The 19280-nt window shown below is 45.3% G+C and carries 11 protein-coding genes, 11 tRNA genes and 3 rRNA genes; 23 read left to right on the top strand and 2 right to left on the bottom strand.

Going from position 1 to position 19280, the window contains the following annotated elements; all coding sequences use genetic code 11:
* Nucleotides 1-7: 7 nt before the first annotated feature.
* From truA to HLI_RS10515, 6 genes are all read left to right on the top strand, one after another.
* Nucleotides 8-751 (top strand): tRNA pseudouridine(38-40) synthase TruA, encoded by a 744-nt coding sequence (gene truA, locus HLI_RS10540; RefSeq protein WP_128524934.1) that lies wholly within the window; start codon nt 8-10, stop codon nt 749-751.
* 186 nt (nt 752-937) lie between these two features.
* Entirely contained in the window at nt 938-1375 is a 438-nt protein-coding gene (rplM, locus tag HLI_RS10535) for a 50S ribosomal protein L13 (protein ID WP_128524933.1), read from the top strand.
* 18 nt (nt 1376-1393) lie between these two features.
* On the top strand, nt 1394-1786 hold the full coding sequence (rpsI, locus tag HLI_RS10530; RefSeq protein ID WP_128524932.1) for a 30S ribosomal protein S9: 393 nt from the start codon (nt 1394-1396) through the stop codon (nt 1784-1786).
* Nucleotides 1787-1953: 167 nt separating this feature from the next.
* Nucleotides 1954-2802: a VOC family protein gene (locus tag HLI_RS10525; RefSeq protein ID WP_128524931.1), complete on the top strand. Its 849-nt coding sequence runs from the start codon at nt 1954-1956 to the stop codon at nt 2800-2802.
* Between the two features lie 120 nt (nt 2803-2922).
* Nucleotides 2923-3642, top strand: a complete 720-nt coding sequence (cwlD, locus tag HLI_RS10520; protein ID WP_128524930.1) for an N-acetylmuramoyl-L-alanine amidase CwlD — start codon at nt 2923-2925, stop codon at nt 3640-3642.
* Between the two features lie 80 nt (nt 3643-3722).
* Complete coding sequence (locus tag HLI_RS10515; RefSeq protein ID WP_128524929.1) at nt 3723-4775, top strand: Mrp/NBP35 family ATP-binding protein; 1053 nt, start codon at nt 3723-3725, stop codon at nt 4773-4775.
* 46 nt (nt 4776-4821) lie between these two features.
* Here the strand turns inward: HLI_RS10515 and gerD are convergent, their stop codons facing one another.
* Nucleotides 4822-5463 carry a spore germination lipoprotein GerD gene (gene gerD / locus HLI_RS10510; RefSeq protein WP_128524928.1) on the bottom strand — a complete coding sequence of 214 codons (642 nt, stop codon included), beginning with the start codon at nt 5461-5463 and terminating at the stop codon, nt 4822-4824.
* Nucleotides 5464-5604: 141 nt separating this feature from the next.
* Here gerD and HLI_RS10505 point away from each other — a divergent pair, with 141 nt between their 5' ends.
* Complete coding sequence (locus HLI_RS10505; RefSeq protein WP_128524927.1) at nt 5605-6204, top strand: KinB-signaling pathway activation protein; 600 nt, start codon at nt 5605-5607, stop codon at nt 6202-6204.
* 43 nt (nt 6205-6247) lie between these two features.
* Here the strand turns inward: HLI_RS10505 and HLI_RS10500 are convergent, their stop codons facing one another.
* The gene (locus tag HLI_RS10500) at nt 6248-7006 is read right to left on the bottom strand and encodes a polysaccharide deacetylase family protein (RefSeq protein WP_128524926.1); all 759 of its coding nucleotides are present in this window, start codon (nt 7004-7006) and stop codon (nt 6248-6250) included.
* 119 nt (nt 7007-7125) lie between these two features.
* Here HLI_RS10500 and HLI_RS10495 point away from each other — a divergent pair, with 119 nt between their 5' ends.
* From HLI_RS10495 to HLI_RS10420, 16 genes are all read left to right on the top strand, one after another.
* Nucleotides 7126-7347 carry a hypothetical protein gene (locus HLI_RS10495; RefSeq protein ID WP_128524925.1) on the top strand — a complete coding sequence of 74 codons (222 nt, stop codon included), beginning with the start codon at nt 7126-7128 and terminating at the stop codon, nt 7345-7347.
* A 569-nt stretch (nt 7348-7916) separates the two neighbouring features.
* Nucleotides 7917-9483, top strand: a 16S ribosomal RNA gene (locus HLI_RS10490).
* Between the two features lie 88 nt (nt 9484-9571).
* Nucleotides 9572-9648, top strand: a tRNA-Ile gene (locus tag HLI_RS10485).
* Between the two features lie 11 nt (nt 9649-9659).
* Nucleotides 9660-9735 (top strand) — tRNA-Ala (locus HLI_RS10480).
* A gap of 173 nt (nt 9736-9908) precedes the next feature.
* A 23S ribosomal RNA gene (locus HLI_RS10475) occupies nt 9909-12824 on the top strand.
* A gap of 88 nt (nt 12825-12912) precedes the next feature.
* A 5S ribosomal RNA gene (gene rrf / locus HLI_RS10470) occupies nt 12913-13026 on the top strand.
* Together the 16S, 23S and 5S rRNA genes with 4 tRNA genes alongside form the textbook arrangement of a ribosomal RNA operon.
* 44 nt (nt 13027-13070) lie before the next feature.
* Nucleotides 13071-13145: transfer RNA gene (locus HLI_RS10465), tRNA-Asn, on the top strand.
* A 3-nt stretch (nt 13146-13148) separates the two neighbouring features.
* A tRNA-Thr gene (locus tag HLI_RS10460) sits at nt 13149-13220 on the top strand.
* Nucleotides 13221-13962: 742 nt separating this feature from the next.
* Entirely contained in the window at nt 13963-18318 is a 4356-nt protein-coding gene (locus tag HLI_RS10455) for a S8 family serine peptidase (protein ID WP_241655830.1), read from the top strand.
* A gap of 172 nt (nt 18319-18490) precedes the next feature.
* Nucleotides 18491-18565: transfer RNA gene (locus HLI_RS10450), tRNA-Glu, on the top strand.
* 7 nt (nt 18566-18572) lie between these two features.
* Nucleotides 18573-18648 (top strand) — tRNA-Val (locus tag HLI_RS10445).
* Between the two features lie 15 nt (nt 18649-18663).
* Nucleotides 18664-18739, top strand: a tRNA-Thr gene (locus HLI_RS10440).
* 16 nt (nt 18740-18755) lie between these two features.
* Nucleotides 18756-18841, top strand: a tRNA-Tyr gene (locus HLI_RS10435).
* Nucleotides 18842-18958: 117 nt separating this feature from the next.
* Nucleotides 18959-19033: transfer RNA gene (locus tag HLI_RS10430), tRNA-Gln, on the top strand.
* Between the two features lie 80 nt (nt 19034-19113).
* Nucleotides 19114-19186 (top strand) — tRNA-Lys (locus tag HLI_RS10425).
* Between the two features lie 19 nt (nt 19187-19205).
* Nucleotides 19206-19280, top strand: a tRNA-Gly gene (locus tag HLI_RS10420).

Raw genomic sequence — 19280 nt, 5'->3', positions numbered from 1 at the left:
ACCTGCCGTGGAAAGATTGCGACTTACTATACAGTATGATGGCACGTTTTATGCTGGATACCAAGTTCAACCGAATGGTAACACAATACAAGCAGAAATAGAAAAAGCATTAGGAAAGATGCATAAGGGTCATATTGTAAAAGTGACAGCTTCAGGGCGCACGGATGCCGGAGTGCATGCACTTGGACAGGTGGTCCACTTTGATACCCCCTTGAATGTGCCTTTAGAAAATTGGAAGCGTGCACTCAATCCCATTCTTCCTGATGATATTCAAGTTGTATCAGCCGAAAGAGTATCATCAGATTTCCATGCTCGATATGATACCACAGGTAAAGAATATAGGTATTTTGTGAGAAATCATAAAGATCCTGACCTTTTCCGGCGGCACTATACACATCATGTGAGAGCTGACCTCGATGTGGAAGCGATGATGCGTGCGTGTCAGTATATAGAGGGCAAACACGATTTCACTTCATTTTGCTCTCCGAAATCGGATGTGAAAGGCAGTAAGGTACGTACCATCCATGAAGCATCCGTGACAAGACAAGAATCTGAAATAATATTCACCTTCAGAGGAACAGGTTTCTTGTATAATATGGTCCGTATTTTGACGGGTACTCTGCTGGAGGTCGGTCGTCACGAAAGAGAGGCAGAAGACCTTACTCGGGTGATAGAGGCTGAACACAGGGACGAAGCCGGGAATACTGCCCCTCCTCGTGGATTATTCTTGTGGCAAGTATATTACGACTGAGGCGCATGTAAAAAAACAACGATTCCAGGTGTACAGGCCCTTGACATATATGTGGATAGTGTTATATTATATTCTATGGCATTTTATTTCTGTACCACGGTTAGCCCCGGAAACTAATCGTATTTGAGATAAATGATAAATTGACTAAAGTCTATGTGAAATTAACTATTCAGGAGGGAAACCGATATGCGCACAACTTTCATGGCAAATGAAAACAACGTTGAACGTAAATGGTATGTTGTGGATGCTGCAGGGCAAACACTTGGCCGTTTAGCGAGCGAAGTTGCTGCGATCCTTCGCGGTAAAAATAAACCAACATACACACCACACGTTGACACAGGTGATCACGTAATTATCATCAACGCTGGTGAGATCCAACTAACAGGTAACAAAATCAACGATAAGATCTATTATCGTCACTCTAACCACGTGGGTGGTTTGAAATCTCGTACTGCTAACGAAATGCGTACGAAATACCCTGAGCAAATGCTAGAACTTGCTGTTAAAGGTATGCTTCCAAAAGGAAGTCTTGGACGTAAAATGGGCAAGAAACTTCATGTATTTGCTGGAGCTGAGCACAAGCATGAAGCACAACAACCAGAAGTTTACGAACTTCGCGGATAATAAAAGGAGGTAATCTAAGTGGCACAAGTACAATACTCCGGTACTGGACGACGTAAGAGCTCAACTGCTCGTGTGCGTCTTGTCCCAGGAACTGGTCGTGTAGTAATAAACAAACGTGATGCTGAAGACTTTTTCCCGTATGAAACCCTTCGTATGATTCTTAAACAGCCGCTTGCTGTTACAGAAACAGAAGGTAACTATGATATTTATGTGAACGTAGATGGTGGAGGATTCACTGGTCAAGCTGGTGCTATCCGTCACGGAGTCGCTCGTGCATTGTTGCAAGCGGACCCGGAATACCGCACACCACTTAAACGCGCAGGTCTATTGACTCGTGACGCACGTATGAAAGAGCGTAAGAAATACGGTCTTAAAGGTGCACGTCGCGCGCCACAATTCTCCAAGCGTTAATATTTGGATCGCAGAAAGACTCTCACCCTATGGGGTGGGAGTCTTTTTTTACTTTACAGGGATTCATGAAACTGAAGTTATGCTGGATTAAACGAAGTCATATAATTTTTCCTTTCGTTAATTGATGGTTATAATCAAATATAAAATTCGGTATCAGGGGGAAGAACATGAATTTCCATGATGGAGAGAAAGTCTACGTAAAAAGTGTTCATTTAATAGTAGAAGATGTGACTCGTTCCTCACAGTTTTATCAACATGTGCTAGGGTTTAAGGTCTTGGCACAAACGGATATGATGATTCAGTTGACTGCAGACGGAATATATCCGCTTTTAACAATAGAAGAACAAAAAGAAAGTATGGGTTTGGACCCGGGCACCACCGGTTTATATCACTTTGCTTTGTTATTGCCGGAGAGATCAGACTTAGCAAACTTTTTGAGGCATTTGATAAGTGAAAATATTCAAGTAGCTGGATCCGATCATTTTGTCAGTGAAGCGGTTTACTTTTCTGACCCGGATGGAAATGGAATAGAAGTGTACATCGATCGACCATCGGAGGCGTGGGTGTGGAAGGAAGGTCAAGTTAAGATGACTGTAGATCCCCTGGATTTTAACGGACTCATTATGAGTGCTGAGGAAAAAGGATGGGGCGGGATTCCACCGGAAACTTTGTTAGGACATATACACCTTCATGTCTCAGATTTATCAAATACAGAAGAGTTTTACTGTAATGGACTTGGCTTTGATGTTGTAAGCCGCTTTGGTGATCAAGCTTTATTCATCTCGAGTGGAGGGTACCATCATCATATCGGATTAAATACATGGAAGGGGACAGGTGCCCCGCCTCCAAATATAAACAGCCGTGGGTTACGTTCGTTTGATATTATTTATCCAAACGGTCCTATGAGACAGGCAGCCGTTGATCGATTGAGAAAAATGGATGCCTGGATACAAGAAGAAGGAAATATAATAATGACAAGAGACCCGTCCGCTAATTACATCCGGCTTCAAGTTTAGCCCACACCCTATTAAAGAATGCGTGAGACCTACTCGAGTTAAATGACCTCACTTTCATAATCTCTGACCTTGTCCCATATAGTTATGTAGGGAGGAGTACAAAGGAGTGAGGAATGTTAAATGCGACGAATGAAAACCTTTTTATGGTTGGTAGGAATCGTCATTCTTGTTTGTGCTGTATCTTATCCGCTTCAGGAAGCGAAAGATGCGTGGACGGTGTGGTCATCTCCGTTATCAGGTAAAGTCATTGTACTTGATCCAGGACACGGGGGGCCGGACGGCGGTGCTTCAGGAAAAGACGGTACAGAAGAAAAGGACATCACGTTACAATTGGCGGAGTATCTGCAGGATTACCTTCAACAAGCAGGGGCGCTCGTTTATTTAACACGTTATGAAGATACAGATCTTTCCTCAGAAGGGGCAGGAAGTCTATCGCGGCGTAAGTCTGAGGATATTCGTAATCGCGTTCAATATATCAAGGAAAAAGAAGCGGACTTCTACTTAAGTCTTCATCTGAATGCTATCCCTTCAGCGAAATGGAGTGGCGCACAAACCTTTTATAATCCTGAGGTAGCGGATAGTGAACACTTGGCTAAGTTCATCCAATCAGAGATCCGGTCTAATATGGAGAATACCGATCGGGAGGCGCTTGGACTTACGAATATCTACCTTCTTAAACATGTAGAAGCTCCAGGAGCCCTTGTTGAGGCTGGCTTTTTATCCAACGAAACAGAGCGGGAATTACTTAAGACCGATGAATATCAACGGAAGATAGCTGCTTCCATCTACCAGGGAGTTTTGCGTTTTGTGACAGAACGGGAATATTCTTCTTCGGATTGATGTAAGCATATCACTTAGAAAGCGTTTCATGTATGTTATACTAACACTACTGAAACATTTTCTAAGGATGGTGAATCGGCATGTTGACACAAGAAAAAGTACTAGAAATCCTTCATCCAATCGAAGATCCGTTTTTACATAAAACGCTAAAGGAAACCGAAGGGATTGAAGATATAAAGATCAAAGAGGATAAGAATCATGTGAGTGTGAAAGTGCTCATTGGCAAAACGAACACCGCTGAACAGATGGAGTTACAGCAAACCATCGTCAATGCCCTTAAAAGCGGGGGCGCAACGACTGTAGGTTTACGTTTTGATCAGCTTCCAGATGATGTAATTCAAAAGCTCCAGCCTGCCGCAGAGGAATCTGAAGATGCCTCCCTTCTTGGTGGGAATGCGGGCACGAAATTCCTTACCATCGCCAGCGGTAAAGGCGGCGTAGGGAAGTCTACCGTTACAGTGAACTTAGCGGTTGCACTCACTCGTTTAGGGAAAAAGGTTGGAATCATTGATGCAGATATTTACGGTTTCAGTGTACCGGATATGATGGGTGTAGAAGAGAGACCGGTAGTTCGTGGTGAAAAGATTATTCCGGTCGAACGCTTTGGAGTCAAACTTGTATCTATGGGCTTCTTTGTAGAAGACAACTCACCGATCATATGGCGTGGCCCAATGCTCGGTAAAATGTTGACAAGTTTCTTTAAAGAGGTGGAATGGGGAGATCTTGACTACCTGCTTCTTGACCTGCCACCTGGGACAGGAGATGTAGCATTAGATGTGCATTCCATGCTGCCTTCCTCTAAAGAAATCATCGTCACGACCCCTCACCCGACAGCGGCTTTCGTAGCGGCGCGTGCAGGACAAATGGCGTTGAAGACAGAACACGAAATCCTTGGAGTGATCGAGAACATGGCTTACTTTGAGAGTAAAGAAACGGGAAACAAGGAATTCGTCTTTGGACGTGGAGGCGGTGTGAAGCTTGCTGATACATTGAAAACAGGTGTATTAGGACATGTTCCTCTTCAACAACCCTACGAAGAAGAAGACGTTTTTGCTCCATCTGTTTATCAAACCGATCATCCTATCGGTGTCATATATCGGAATATAGCTGCAAAAGTCATTGATAAGTATTAAAAATGGAAAATCACGCGTTTCCCTGGTGGGGGACGCGTGATTTTTTTTATGAGGACTGGCTACTTTGTTCCTCTTGGCCGCCACTTCCAGATTGTTCCTCACTACCACTTTCTTGCTTTTTCCCTGAGGATTGAGATTCGCCGCTTTTCATCTTCTCTGCAGCTTTTAATAAAGTTTCATTCATCTTAGCTTGGAAGACTGGGCTGTTTATCGTTTCCTCTATAGTTTTTTCTAAATGCTCACGGAATTTCTGTCCCTGCATGACGGTTACCATTTGATCCATCATTTCGGGATTTTTATATAACTCAATCATTAATTTCTGATATTCTGCATCTTTCATGAGACCCTTCATCAATTGTTTTTGTTGATCCTCAAGAACCTTGCTGAATTCTTGCACAAATTTCGGGTCAGAAAAAAGCTTACTCCAAAACGCTTTTCCTTCCTCAGAAACCAATGTTTTTTGGACAGCTTGGGAAACGACTTCTGATTCCAAAGCCATCGCTTGTTGCATTTTTTCATCGGAAAGAACTTCTGTCATTGCTTTTTTTCCATCATCAGATTTCAGAATATCAACCATCATTTTCTTAGTTGTATCGTAGTCCGCCTGTTCACTTGCTCCTGAACTTCCGCCGCAAGCGGCCAGGAAAACAAGAATAAGGATGGGACACAATATGCGGAGTTTGGACATTGTTGCATGTCCCCTTTCTTAAGTTCTCCTTAGGGTTACTATTTGCGTTACGACAAATTTTATACGACTGGAGGAAAAATGATGCGCTTCATGGTAAAATACGATGGAAAAGTCTTTTTTGTACATTAGGGGGAACAACTCGTGAACAGTCGCAAATGGGTAAGATTATTTTTGACTACCTTATTGATCGGTGGAGTTATCACACTGGTCACAAGTTTTATATTTAAATTTGATTCATATGCTGAAGTATTTCAGCCTTTTCAGTTATTTGAACTTGTCGGGTTATTGTTATTTTTCTCAGGGCTTGGTTTTATATTCAGTATTATCAGTCAGATGGGATTCTTCGCCTATTTGACACTCAATCAGTTCGGTAAAGGGATATTTCGCTCCTTTTGGTTCCCGGTGCAACTTTTTTTAATTGCATTTACACTTTTTGATTTGGTTTATTTCAGGTATGCAGCGGCTGAGGACTCATCAGTCTGGCCATTTTTATGGACTGCCCTTGTGTTTTTGATCCTTTGTGCAATCGTATCCTATGTGAAAGCTAAAGAAACGAATATGAAGGCTTTTATACCTGCTATGTTCTTTATGGTAGTGGTAACAACAATTGAATGGGTGCCGGCTTTAAGAGCGCAGGGGAGCGATTATGTTTGGTTGATGATTATCCCGCTTTTCATATGTAATGCTTACCAGCTGATTCTTTTACATCGATTGACGAATACAAATGAGAAGTCGGCTTAAAATAAAAAGGGCCCTGTGAAAATTATTCACAGGGCCCTTTCGATTAGTCTATTTGTGAGGTTTCAGATTCGCTGCCGCTTACCAGTTCTGTAATGCTTACGAGCTTCAAGCCCTTTTGCTGCAATCCAGGAAGGATAACTTCCAATGCTTTGGGGGTTTGTTTTACAGAATCAGAGGCGTGCATAAGAATAATATCGCCTTCTGATCCTTCATTCATTACTTGATCAATTATATTGTTAGTCCCTGGATTTTCCCAATCTCTAGGATTGACACTCCATTGGACAGCTTGCATCCCTTCTTTTTCAATGATCTTTAAGACCTCTTTATCAACATGACCATGCGGCGGCCGGATCCACTCGATATCTTCAAACCCTAATTTTTCAAAAACCTGTGCAGCCTGCCTGAGATCAGCACTCACCTGTTCGGGTTTGAGCTCTAAATAACTTTCATACTTATACCCCATCATCCCGATTTCGTGTTTTCCTTCTTGGATGACCGTCATAATATCCGGGTGCCTCTCTGCCCATTCCCCGCTGACAAAGAAGGTAGCCTGAGCCTTATGGGCATCCAACTGCTTTAAGACTTCATGAACTTTATCGGTTCCCCAACTTATATTGAAGGTGAGCGCCACGTGAGAACGTTCGTCACTTCCTTGAGTTAATGCGCGAGGTTCACCTTTATTCGAAAATACGGGAAGTTGGCTCCACTGGCCAACCCAAAGGAATAAGGCGCAAAATAAAGCCAGGATTACTACAATACTATAACGCTTCAAGCGATCAGTCTTCCATGTATAAAAGCTCATTTCAGGATTCTCCTTCCTTCCAATATGTTCTATACATATGAAAAAAAGGACAACCTATGCTAAAAACAATGAAATTAGGGTAAAAATAAAGAGAGTTGCTTAACAGGGAGGTCCTTTAGATGCATGGTTTAATTATTGATGATCAAGAACGTCGTGAAATTGAATACCTGCTTAAAAGAGAAATGGAAGAAATAACGTTTGACCTTGGAGACCACAGAATCGACCAAGGGTTGAAGGGTGCTATGGAAGAAAGGTATGAAGTGCTATTTCAAATTTTCCGTAGGTTTGCTAACAGAGAAGAATGTTTACAATATATGCCCAGAAAGAAAAAACAAAACTGAAACTGAACATTGAAATGATAACGTTCCGGTAAGAAGAGTGGAGAGTATGAAAGCCTTGGATGATTCCGTGGCTTTCTTTTTATGATCTGGAAAATATAAAGTTCCAGCTGAAAATTTACTGCCCTGCATTAGCCCTATCCAGCTCGAGAGCTTAGAGGATGTTACGACTTTAATAGCCAAGTATTTGTTCCGATAATTTTTTATAAACGAATTCAGGAAAAAGTATTGCAATTCTTTTTTATTCTGTGCTATATTATTAAACGTTGTCGGGAAACAATTAAACACGATTTCAATGGAAACTTCCTTTGGAAAAGTTGTTGACATCAAACGGCAGCCATGGTAAATTAGTATTTGTCGCCAAAACGTCTCAACAAAATAAACAGTCGAAAAGTTATTGACAATAACAATTAGATGTGTTAAATTGATTGAGTCGCTATTTTGAAGCGGCACACAACATTTTGATCTTTGAAAACTGAACGAACCAACCAGTACGTCAAGATATTTCTTCTTATGAAGAAGAGATTTGAAACAAGCACATTCGGTGTGCAAATGAGCAAGTCAAACTAACTTTTATGGAGAGTTTGATCCTGGCTCAGGACGAACGCTGGCGGCGTGCCTAATACATGCAAGTCGAGCGCGGGAAGCGAGCGGATCCCCTTCGGGGGTGAAGCTCGTGGAACGAGCGGCGGACGGGTGAGTAACACGTGGGCAACCTACCTGTAAGATTGGAATAACCCCGGGAAACCGGGGCTAATGCCGGGTAATACTTTTCTTCGCATGAAGGAAAGTTGAAAGATGGCCTCTGGCTATCACTTACAGATGGGCCCGCGGCGCATTAGCTAGTTGGTGAGGTAACGGCTCACCAAGGCAACGATGCGTAGCCGACCTGAGAGGGTGATCGGCCACACTGGGACTGAGACACGGCCCAGACTCCTACGGGAGGCAGCAGTAGGGAATCTTCCGCAATGGACGAAAGTCTGACGGAGCAACGCCGCGTGAACGATGAAGGTCTTCGGATCGTAAAGTTCTGTTGTTAGGGAAGAACAAGTGCCGTGCGAATAGAGCGGCACCTTGACGGTACCTAACGAGGAAGCCCCGGCTAACTACGTGCCAGCAGCCGCGGTAATACGTAGGGGGCAAGCGTTGTCCGGAATTATTGGGCGTAAAGCGCGCGCAGGCGGTTCCTTAAGTCTGATGTGAAAGCCCACGGCTCAACCGTGGAGGGTCATTGGAAACTGGGGAACTTGAGGACAGAAGAGGAGAGTGGAATTCCACGTGTAGCGGTGAAATGCGTAGATATGTGGAGGAACACCAGTGGCGAAGGCGACTCTCTGGTCTGTTTCTGACGCTGAGGTGCGAAAGCGTGGGTAGCAAACAGGATTAGATACCCTGGTAGTCCACGCCGTAAACGATGAGTGCTAGGTGTTAGGGGGCTTCCACCCCTTAGTGCTGAAGTTAACGCATTAAGCACTCCGCCTGGGGAGTACGGCCGCAAGGCTGAAACTCAAAGGAATTGACGGGGGCCCGCACAAGCGGTGGAGCATGTGGTTTAATTCGAAGCAACGCGAAGAACCTTACCAGGTCTTGACATCCTTGGACCGCCCTAGAGATAGGGTTTTCCCTTCGGGGACCAAGTGACAGGTGGTGCATGGTTGTCGTCAGCTCGTGTCGTGAGATGTTGGGTTAAGTCCCGCAACGAGCGCAACCCCTAATCTTAGTTGCCAGCATTCAGTTGGGCACTCTAAGGTGACTGCCGGTGACAAACCGGAGGAAGGCGGGGATGACGTCAAATCATCATGCCCCTTATGACCTGGGCTACACACGTGCTACAATGGATGGTACAAAGGGCAGCGAAGCCGCGAGGTGTAGCAAATCCCATAAAACCATTCTCAGTTCGGATTGTAGGCTGCAACTCGCCTACATGAAGCCGGAATCGCTAGTAATCGCGGATCAGCATGCCGCGGTGAATACGTTCCCGGGCCTTGTACACACCGCCCGTCACACCACGAGAGTTGGCAACACCCGAAGTCGGTGAGGTAACCTTTTTGGAGCCAGCCGCCGAAGGTGGGGCCAATGATTGGGGTGAAGTCGTAACAAGGTAGCCGTATCGGAAGGTGCGGCTGGATCACCTCCTTTCTAAGGATTTAGAAACGGAAGCGTACTGGTTGGTTGTTCAGTTTTGAGAGATTAAACTATGAAAATATCAGCATCTCTTTAATTGGATGGGCCTGTAGCTCAGTTGGTCAGAGCGCACGCCTGATAAGCGTGAGGTCGGTGGTTCAAGTCCACTCAGGCCCACCATTCAACTATAAGGGGCCTTAGCTCAGCTGGGAGAGCGCCTGCTTTGCACGCAGGAGGTCAGCGGTTCGATCCCGCTAGGCTCCACCATTTAATTGTTTCATCAAACACAAGAGCTATTTTTGTGTTTTATATTCGACCCTGGAAAAGGGGCGTGAACCTTGAAAACTGGATAAGGAATCAATAGTGGTCATCTAACGATGACGCTAGTGATGACAAGACATCAAACATCGAAATTGTAATCAACGTCTTTTCACGAAGATAGTTAAGTGAATAAGGGCGCACGGTGGATGCCTTGGTACTAGGAGTCGATGAAGGACGGGACTAACACCGATATGCTCCGGCGAGCCGTAAGTAGGCTTTGACCCGGAGATTTCCGAATGGGGAAACCCACTGTTCGTAATGGAACAGTATCCTATACTGAATACATAGGTATAGGAAGGCACACCCGGGGAACTGAAACATCTAAGTACCCGGAGGAAGAGAAAGCAAATGCGATTTCCCGAGTAGCGGCGAGCGAAACGGAATCAGCCCAAACCAGAAAGCTTGCTTTCTGGGGTTGTAGGACACTCCATCGGAGTTACCAAGGAGGAAGATAGACGAATCGGCCTGGAAAGGCCAGCCAGAGCAGGTAACAGCCCTGTAGTCGAAATCTTTCTCCCTCCGGAGTGGATCCTGAGTACGGCGGAACACGAGAAATTCCGTCGGAATCCGGGAGGACCATCTCCCAAGGCTAAATACTTCCTAGTAACCGATAGTGAACCAGTACCGTGAGGGAAAGGTGAAAAGCACCCCGGAAGGGGAGTGAAAGAGAACCTGAAACCGTGTGCCTACAAGTAGTCGGAGCCCGTTAATGGGTGACGGCGTGCCTTTTGTAGAATGAACCGGCGAGTTACGACCGTATGCGAGGTTAAGCAGCAGAAGCGGAGCCGCAGCGAAAGCGAGTCTGAATAGGGCGAGTGAGTATGCGGTCGTAGACCCGAAACCGTGTGATCTACCCATGTCCAGGGTGAAGGTCAGGTAACACTGACTGGAGGCCCGAACCCACGTAAGTTGAAAATTACGGGGATGAGGTGTGGGTAGGGGTGAAATGCCAATCGAACACGGAGATAGCTGGTTCTCTCCGAAATAGCTTTAGGGCTAGCCTCAGAATAGAAAGTCTTGGAGGTAGAGCACTGATTGGACGAGGGGCCCCTATCGGGTTACCGAATTCAGTCAAACTCCGAATGCCAACGACTTTGTTCTGGGAGTCAGACCGTGGGTGATAAGGTTCATGGTCGAGAGGGAAACAGCCCAGACCGCCAGCTAAGGTCCCAAAGTGTGTGTTAAGTGGAAAAGGATGTGGAGTTGCTTAGACAACCAGGATGTTGGCTTAGAAGCAGCCATCATTGAAAGAGTGCGTAATAGCTCACTGGTCGAGTGACTCTGCGCCGAAAATGTACCGGGGCTAAACACACCACCGAAGCTGCGGATTGATCTTACGATCAGTGGTAGGAGAGCGTTCTAAGGGCCGTGAAGTCAGACCGTAAGGACTGGTGGAGCGCTTAGAAGTGAGAATGCCGGTATGAGTAGCGAAAAAAGAGTGAGAATCTCTTTCACCGAATGCCTAAGGTTTCCTGAGGAAGGCTCGTCCTCTCAGGGTTAGTCGGGACCTAAGCCGAGGCCGAAAGGCGTAGGCGATGGACAACAGGTTGATATTCCTGTACCACCTCCTTTCCGTTTGAACGACGGGGGGACGCAGGAGGATAAGGAGAGCGCGCCATTGGATGAGCGCGTCCAAGCAGTGAGACGGTCGGATAGGCAAATCCGTCCGGCAACGTCAAGCTGTGATGGGGAGGGAAATTTAGTACCGAAGCTCCTGAGTTCACACTGCCAAGAAAATCCTCTAGTGAGGAAAGAGGTGCCCGTACCGCAAACCGACACAGGTAGGCGAGGAGAGGATCCTAAGGTGAGCGGGAGAACTCTCGTTAAGGAACTCGGCAAAATGACCCCGTAACTTCGGGAGAAGGGGTGCTCCTCTGCCGAGGAGCCGCAGTGAAAAGGCCCAAGCGACTGTTTACCAAAAACACAGGTCTCTGCGAAGCCGTAAGGCGAAGTATAGGGGCTGACACCTGCCCGGTGCTGGAAGGTTAAGGGAATGCGTTAGCGTATGCGAAGCGTTGAACCGAAGCCCCAGTAAACGGCGGCCGTAACTATAACGGTCCTAAGGTAGCGAAATTCCTTGTCGGGTAAGTTCCGACCCGCACGAAAGGTGCAACGACTTGGGCACTGTCTCAACGAGAGACCCGGTGAAATTATACTATGTGTGAAGATGCACATTACCCGCGACAGGACGGAAAGACCCCGTGGAGCTTTACTGTAGCCTGATATTGAATGTTGGTACAGCTTGTACAGGATAGGTAGGAGCCTTGGAAGCCGGAGCGCTAGCTTCGGTGGAGGCGCTGGTGGGATACTACCCTGGCTGTACGGACATTCTAACCCAGGACCGTGATCCGGTCCGGAGACAGTGTCAGGTGGGCAGTTTGACTGGGGCGGTCGCCTCCCAAAGAGTAACGGAGGCGCCCAAAGGTTCCCTCAGAATGGTTGGAAATCATTCGCAGAGTGTAAAGGCACAAGGGAGCTTGACTGCGAGACCTACAAGTCGAGCAGGGACGAAAGTCGGGCTTAGTGATCCGGCGGTACCGCATGGAAGGGCCGTCGCTCAACGGATAAAAGCTACCCCGGGGATAACAGGCTTATCTCCCCCAAGAGTCCACATCGACGGGGAGGTTTGGCACCTCGATGTCGGCTCATCGCATCCTGGGGCTGTAGTCGGTCCCAAGGGTTGGGCTGTTCGCCCATTAAAGCGGTACGCGAGCTGGGTTCAGAACGTCGTGAGACAGTTCGGTCCCTATCCGTCGTGGGCGTTGGAAATTTGAAAGGAGCTGTCCTTAGTACGAGAGGACCGGGATGGACACACCGCTGGTGTACCAGTTGTTCCGCCAGGAGCATCGCTGGGTAGCTACGTGTGGTCGGGATAAGTGCTGAAAGCATCTAAGCATGAAGCCCACCTTGAGATGAGATTTCCCTTTGCTTTAAGCAAATAAGATCCCTCAGAGACGATGAGGTTGATAGGTCCGAGGTGGAAGCGTGGTGACACGTGGAGCTGACGGATACTAATGGATCGATGACTTATCTATAGAGATTTCGTTCGTGAAAAGTCGATGTGCATTCGACGATGATGTTTCCTTATCCAGTTTTGAGGGTTCACCTCAAACTTTATATTGATGTGGTGGTGAAGGCGAAGAGGTCACACCTGTTCCCATGCCGAACACAGCAGTTAAGCTCTTCAGCGCCGATGGTAGTCGGGTCGATCCCCGTGAGAGTAGGACGCCGCCACATTGATTCTCTTTCCTTATTGATACTTAAAGAAGACTTTTAATTATTCCAACGTAGCTCAGTGGTAGAGCAATCGGCTGTTAACCGATCGGTCGTAGGTTCGAATCCTACCGTTGGAGCCACTTGCTTCCATAGCTCAGTGGTAGAGCACTTCCATGGTAAGGAAGGGGTCGCCGGTTCAAATCCGGCTGGAAGCTCTGAATGAGTATGACTGAATTTTCAATTAACCAATAAAGATACATATATGAAGCTTTCGCTCTTGAAAAGGAGTGGAAGCTTTTTTTGTCGTCTTGAAATTGTTAACTCCCAGCCTGTTGATATTTTGGAATTGTGGTTTGCATGTCATATGACTCCTCTATACCTTCATAGGTCCTTGCGACCATCCCTCTCTCACTTCCAAATACCACCTAATGTCGAATAATAAGCTTTTATGTATGTAGAATGCTCTCCTTCACGGGTCCTCCGTCTCATACACCTCCAGGATTTCTAAATATTCAACAAAGATTAACTGAAAATGGTGAAAATCAGGTCTTACTATTCAATCATAACCTATACTTTCCCAATTATAGAAAATGAATGCCGTTATAAGCTCTGCTTTGAAGGTAGAAGCTGAAATTTCGCTGTACCTTTCCCAAGTTTTCAGTGATATTTCATTTTTTTTACGAGCCTACCGAACCTATTGTTCTAGGTAAAAAGATTATAGATGCGTCTTTTTTTGTAAATATTTATCATTTTTTTGTTCGTTTAGTCCAAAATGAGCAGGGATCAAAAAGGAGCAGAGTATATACGTCCTTATTTCAACAAGAAATCTAGAAGATTTTGTCACTATAAGATAGAGTGTTTGTAACACCTTGAGAATCGTCCACTCAGAATCCACATGAGAGGGGAGGCCGTAGTTAGTACGAATGAAAGGAAATCTATTAAAAAGGGGCGAAAATATTGAGGAAAAAGAGAGCTAGACTTAGGTCGGTAAGTGTTCTGTTGATTACTGTCATGATTCTTTCTCTGTTTAATGTGACGGCAGGTGTTTCTGCCCAAAAAGCGAACAGTGTAGCAATGAATGACAGTAAACAGGTGAAGAATAAAATTAATGAAGATCTCTCTTCATCTTTCAAAGAAAATGATCAAATCACGTATTTGGTAAAAATGAAAGAGCAGGCGGATACAAAAAAAGCGGCAAATGAAGCTATGGCAAAATTGGAAAAGAGTAAAGCAGCCGTTTCCGCTAAAGAAAAGAAGCGTGTAAAAACATCCGCAGTTGTGAATGAGTTACGCGCAACCGCAAAACAAACACAGTCCCAATTGGATCAATACTTAGAGAAGGCGAAGGAACAGGGTGATGTCAAGTCCTTTGATCCTTATTATATTGTGAACGCTGTTTCTGTAACTAGTAATGAAAAGGTGATGGAAGAAATCGCCGCTTTTGCAGAAGTTGAAAAACTTTTGCCAAACCGTACGAGGGAAATCTACCAACCACTGGATATGCCTAAAGAAAAGGCCAAGGCAGAAATCCTGGATGTGGATTCATGGGGGATAGACCGAATAGGTGCCGAACAAGTTTGGAACGAAACAGGAATAGATGGCTCAGGCGTGGTAGTAGCTAATATCGATACTGGTGTACAGTGGGACCACCCTGGTTTACTTGAGAAGTATCGAGGGTTTAATGCAGCGAGCCCTGAAGAAGTAGACCATGAGTTTAATTGGTTTGACGCTACCGCTGATACATCAGAACCTTATGATGACCAGGGCCACGGAACTCACACGATGGGGACTATGGTCGGTTCTGAAGCAGATGGGTCCAATCAAGTAGGTGTAGCACCAGGTGCGACGTGGATAGCAGTTAAAGCATTTACTGCTGCTGGTGGTACAGATGTGGATTTACTAGATGCCGCTGAGTGGTTATTAGCACCTAAAGATGAAGAAGGAAACCCTCATCCAGAAAAATCACCAGATATCATCAACAATTCATGGGGCGGTGGCCCGGGGCTTGATGAATGGTATCGTGAAATGGTGCAAAACTGGAGAAATGCAGGCATAGTTCCCGTTTTCTCAGCTGGTAATGATGGAGAGTTAGGTGATGGGAGCATCGCAGCCCCAGCGAACTATCCTGAATCAATTGCTGTAGGAGCTACTGATAGTAATGATGGATTAGCTTACTTTTCATCTGTGGGACCTTCCCCTTATGATGGGGAGATCAAGCCGGACATTTCTGCGCCAGGGGTTAATATCAACTCCACCGTTCCAGGAAGTGAGTATGAGGATACTTATAGTGGAACTTCAATGGCCGGACCTCATGTGGCTGGTACAATAGCTTTGTTATTAGAAGCCGACCAGTCTTTGTCCGTAGACCGAATCGAAGAGTTGTTGTATGAAACGGCGGATGCTACTACAAGTGATGAATACCCTGAGGATCCTAATGAAGGGTTTGGTCATGGGGTTGCCAACGCTTATACAGCTGTTTCTGCCGTTGTATCAGGCATTGGTGAGATTTCAGGAAATGTCTATCAAGACGGGGAGGATACAGAAGCCCCTGTGATTGAACATGAGCCAGTAGAACAGTCTTATAAGGGGCTGGAGCTGCCGATTGTGGTTGACGTTTCTGATAACGTAAGTGTTGACAATGTCGAAGTTCAATACAGCCTGGATGGGCAAGAATGGCAATCAGTCGATGGAGAATTGATCGAGGGCAGCTATGAGAGTGGGACATATCAAGCTTCCATACCAGGTGAAGACTTAAATGGTGATATGCTTGAGTATAAACTTTTTGTCACTGATTTCGGTGGCAATGAAGTGGAGTCAGATATTTATAGCGTAACATTGGAAGATGGAATCACAGTCGGTTATTCACAAGACTTTGAGACAACACCTGCTGGCTGGGTATCTTTTGGCGAAAGTAATTCCTGGGAATGGGGAGTACCTGTTTCTGGACCTGAGGGAGCAGCTTCAGGTGAAAAAGTTTATGCTACGAATCTTGATGGCACCTACGAATCAGATGCCGATATGACGTTAAGACTTCCGCCAGTTGAAGTCCCAGAGGGCGAATCTTTCCTTCAATTTAAGACGTGGTATCAATTAGAAAGAAATTATGATTATGGACATGTGGTTGTTTCCACTGATAATGAAAACTGGGAACAATTGGCCGAGTTTAATAATGAGTCAGGCGATTGGGTGGATTCACAAGTTGAATTATCCGATTATGCGGGTCAAACCGTTTATGTTGGTTTTCATGTTGAAACAGACCTGAGCGTGGTGAAAGATGGCTGGTATATTGATGATGTTGCTATTACAGACCACTCTTCAGACAGCTCTGCAAAACTTCATAAGTCCAATGAGAAAAAAGCTGACAAGAAGGCAGGAGCAAAAGCAGATGCTAAGGATTCTAAATCAAAGAATAAGAAAAAAGCAGTGAAGTCTAAGAGCCTTTTCCCAGGTACCTTTGAAAACGTCGAGGGGCCGTTGATGCAAACAGGAAAAGTAGATACTTCACCTATTAGTCCAAATGTTTTACCACTTGAAGCAACTGTAACTGTTCTGGAAACAGAAAAATCTGTAACAACAGATCCATCAGATGGAAGTTACCGAATATTAACTGCAGCAGGTGACTTTACTTTAGAAGCTTCAGCTTATGGATACGAGTCAAGTACTGAGGAGGTTGAAGTTCCTGAAGATGGACAGGTTAACGCTAACTTCACCCTGGAACCTACACCTTCTGGGGAAGTCACAGGTACAGTGACGAATGAAAGAACAGGGGAACCTATAGAAGGAGCAACTGTCTATGTTGAGGAAGATGCTGCCGTCACTCCGGCTGTGACAGATGAAGATGGTGTATATTCACTGACAGCCTACGAGGGTGAATATACTCTAGAGGTAAGGGCTCCCAATTATAAAGGAGCGGAAGCAACCGTAACTGTAGTAGGAAATGAAACAGCTACGGTGGATGTTGAGTTAGAACCATTCATTGGCTTCCCTGGAGAAATTGGTTATGACGACGGTACAGCTGAAAATGCTCGTGCTTTCTACGACGCTGGTAATGCATGGGCCGTAAAAATGTCCTTAGCTGAGGGCCAGTCTTCAGCATTAGTAACAGGAGGATTATTCAGATTTTGGGGAGAAGACTTTCCAGTACCAGGGGGTACAGAGTTTGCAGTAGCTGTGTATGACTCAAGTGGTACAGATGGGGCGCCAGGGGAACAGTTGGCTGGACCGATTGAGGCGGAAGCACTTCGTAATGGAGAATGGACAGATGTGGACCTATCAAATGAAGGGATTGTCGTAGATGACGATTTCTACATGGTTTATATTCAAACACATGCTAATCCGAACACCCCAGCTCTTGCAACAGATGAAAATGGGGAGAATGCAGGCCGGAGTTGGCAACAGGTAGGCGGAACGTGGAGCCCTTCTCCAAGTGAAGAAGGGAACTATATGATTCGTGCTACCGTAGATTATGAAGCAGAAGCGCCTGTTATTGAATCACCAGCGGATGGATCATTCACGAACGAAGAAACGGTAACAGTGGAAGGCAGCGGTTCTCCGTCAACTTCTGTTGTCATTCACAACGGGGAAGATGAAGTGGCTGAGGTCGAAGTAACGGAAGAAGGGAAATTTGCTGCTGACATCGAGCTGGATGAAGGTGCGAATGAACTTACTGCCATAACTGTAACGGGTAATGGTAATACAGACCCTTCAGCACCTGTTGTAGTCACATTGGATCAAATGAACCCTGAACTTACGATTACTTCTCCAGAAGATGGAGAAAAAATCAACAAAGAAGTAACAACGGTAGAAGGGATGGTAAACGAAGAATTTCTTGATCAAGTGCTGGTTAATGGTCAGGAGGCAGACGTTAGTGAAGATGGAACCTTCAGTAAACGATTGATTGTAAATGAAGGTGAAAACATTATAGAAGTAGAAGCTTTAGATGAAGCCGGTAACAATGTGACAGAAGAACTCACTATTGAAGCGGATTATTCAGCACCCGAGATTACAGCGTTGAATCCGGAAGAGGATCAATCTTTACAGTCTGGTGAGAGTGTAATGATTGAATTTGACTCTGAACCTGGATTGGATGCCACATTCTATATTAAGATGCCTTTGACCAATTTCTCTATTTTCTCTGATCAAGCTACAGAGCTTCCTATGATGGAGATGGGAGAAGGACATTATGTAGGATATTGGACGGCGACTTCTAATTTAGAGGTTGAAGGAGCTGAAATCGTAGTGAAGGCAGAAGATGCTTTTGGTAATGTGGCTGAAGAAGCCGCTGAAGGTAAGCTATATATTAACCAGGAATAAATTGAAAAAGCCCGCCAAATTAATTTTGGCGGGTAATTTTAATGAATTCTATGAAACGAATAGTTTGAAAATATAGACTTTAAGAATTCCCTTTACAATTTGCTGGTATATTGTATATAATGATATTTGTCAGATTGAAAAGAAACAAAAAAACGACAAAAAGCTACATATTGGCCCGTTGGTCAAGTGGTTAAGACACCGCCCTTTCACGGCGGTAACACGGGTTCGAATCCCGTACGGGTCACCACTTACATGGAGGATTAGCTCAGCTGGGAGAGCACTTGCCTTACAAGCAAGGGGTCGCAGGTTCGAGCCCTGCATCCTCCACCATCAATTTCATAATTGGCCGGCCTAGCTCAACTGGCAGAGCAACTGATTTGTAATCAGTAGGTTGGGGGTTCAAGTCCTCTGGCCGGCACCACTGTATTTTTTAAAGTGGAGGGATAGCGAAGTTGGCCAAACGCGGCGGACTGTAAATCCGCTCCCATCGGGTTCGTAGGTTCGAGTCCTACTCCCTCCACCATTTTATTTCTGAAATGATCATATGCGGCTGATATCCTTATATTCAGCTTATTTTTATGAAATAAAATATAAATGTGTATAAACTCAATGAGATGGTATATACTATTTTTGTAACTGTTGGGCCATAGCCAAGCGGTAAGGCAACGGTTTTTGGTACCGTCATGCGCTGGTTCGAATCCAGCTGGCCCAGCCATTTTTTTATGCCTTGGGATAGATTTTCAAGGAAATATTTGAAATGATTTTATTAAACTAACAGCCTCTCATTTATATAAGGAGCCATTAGCTCAGTTGGTAGAGCATCTGACTTTTAATCAGAGGGTCGAAGGTTCGAATCCTTCATGGCTCATCTTTTAATAATTGCATATGCGGGAGTAGTTCAGTGGTAGAACACCACCTTGCCAAGGTGGGGGTCGCGGGTTCGAATCCCGTCTCCCGCTCCA

Source organism: Halobacillus litoralis, assembly GCF_004101865.1.
Lineage (GTDB): Bacteria > Bacillota > Bacilli > Bacillales > Halobacillaceae > Halobacillus > Halobacillus litoralis_A.
This window is presented reverse-complemented; position numbering and strand designations above follow the sequence as displayed.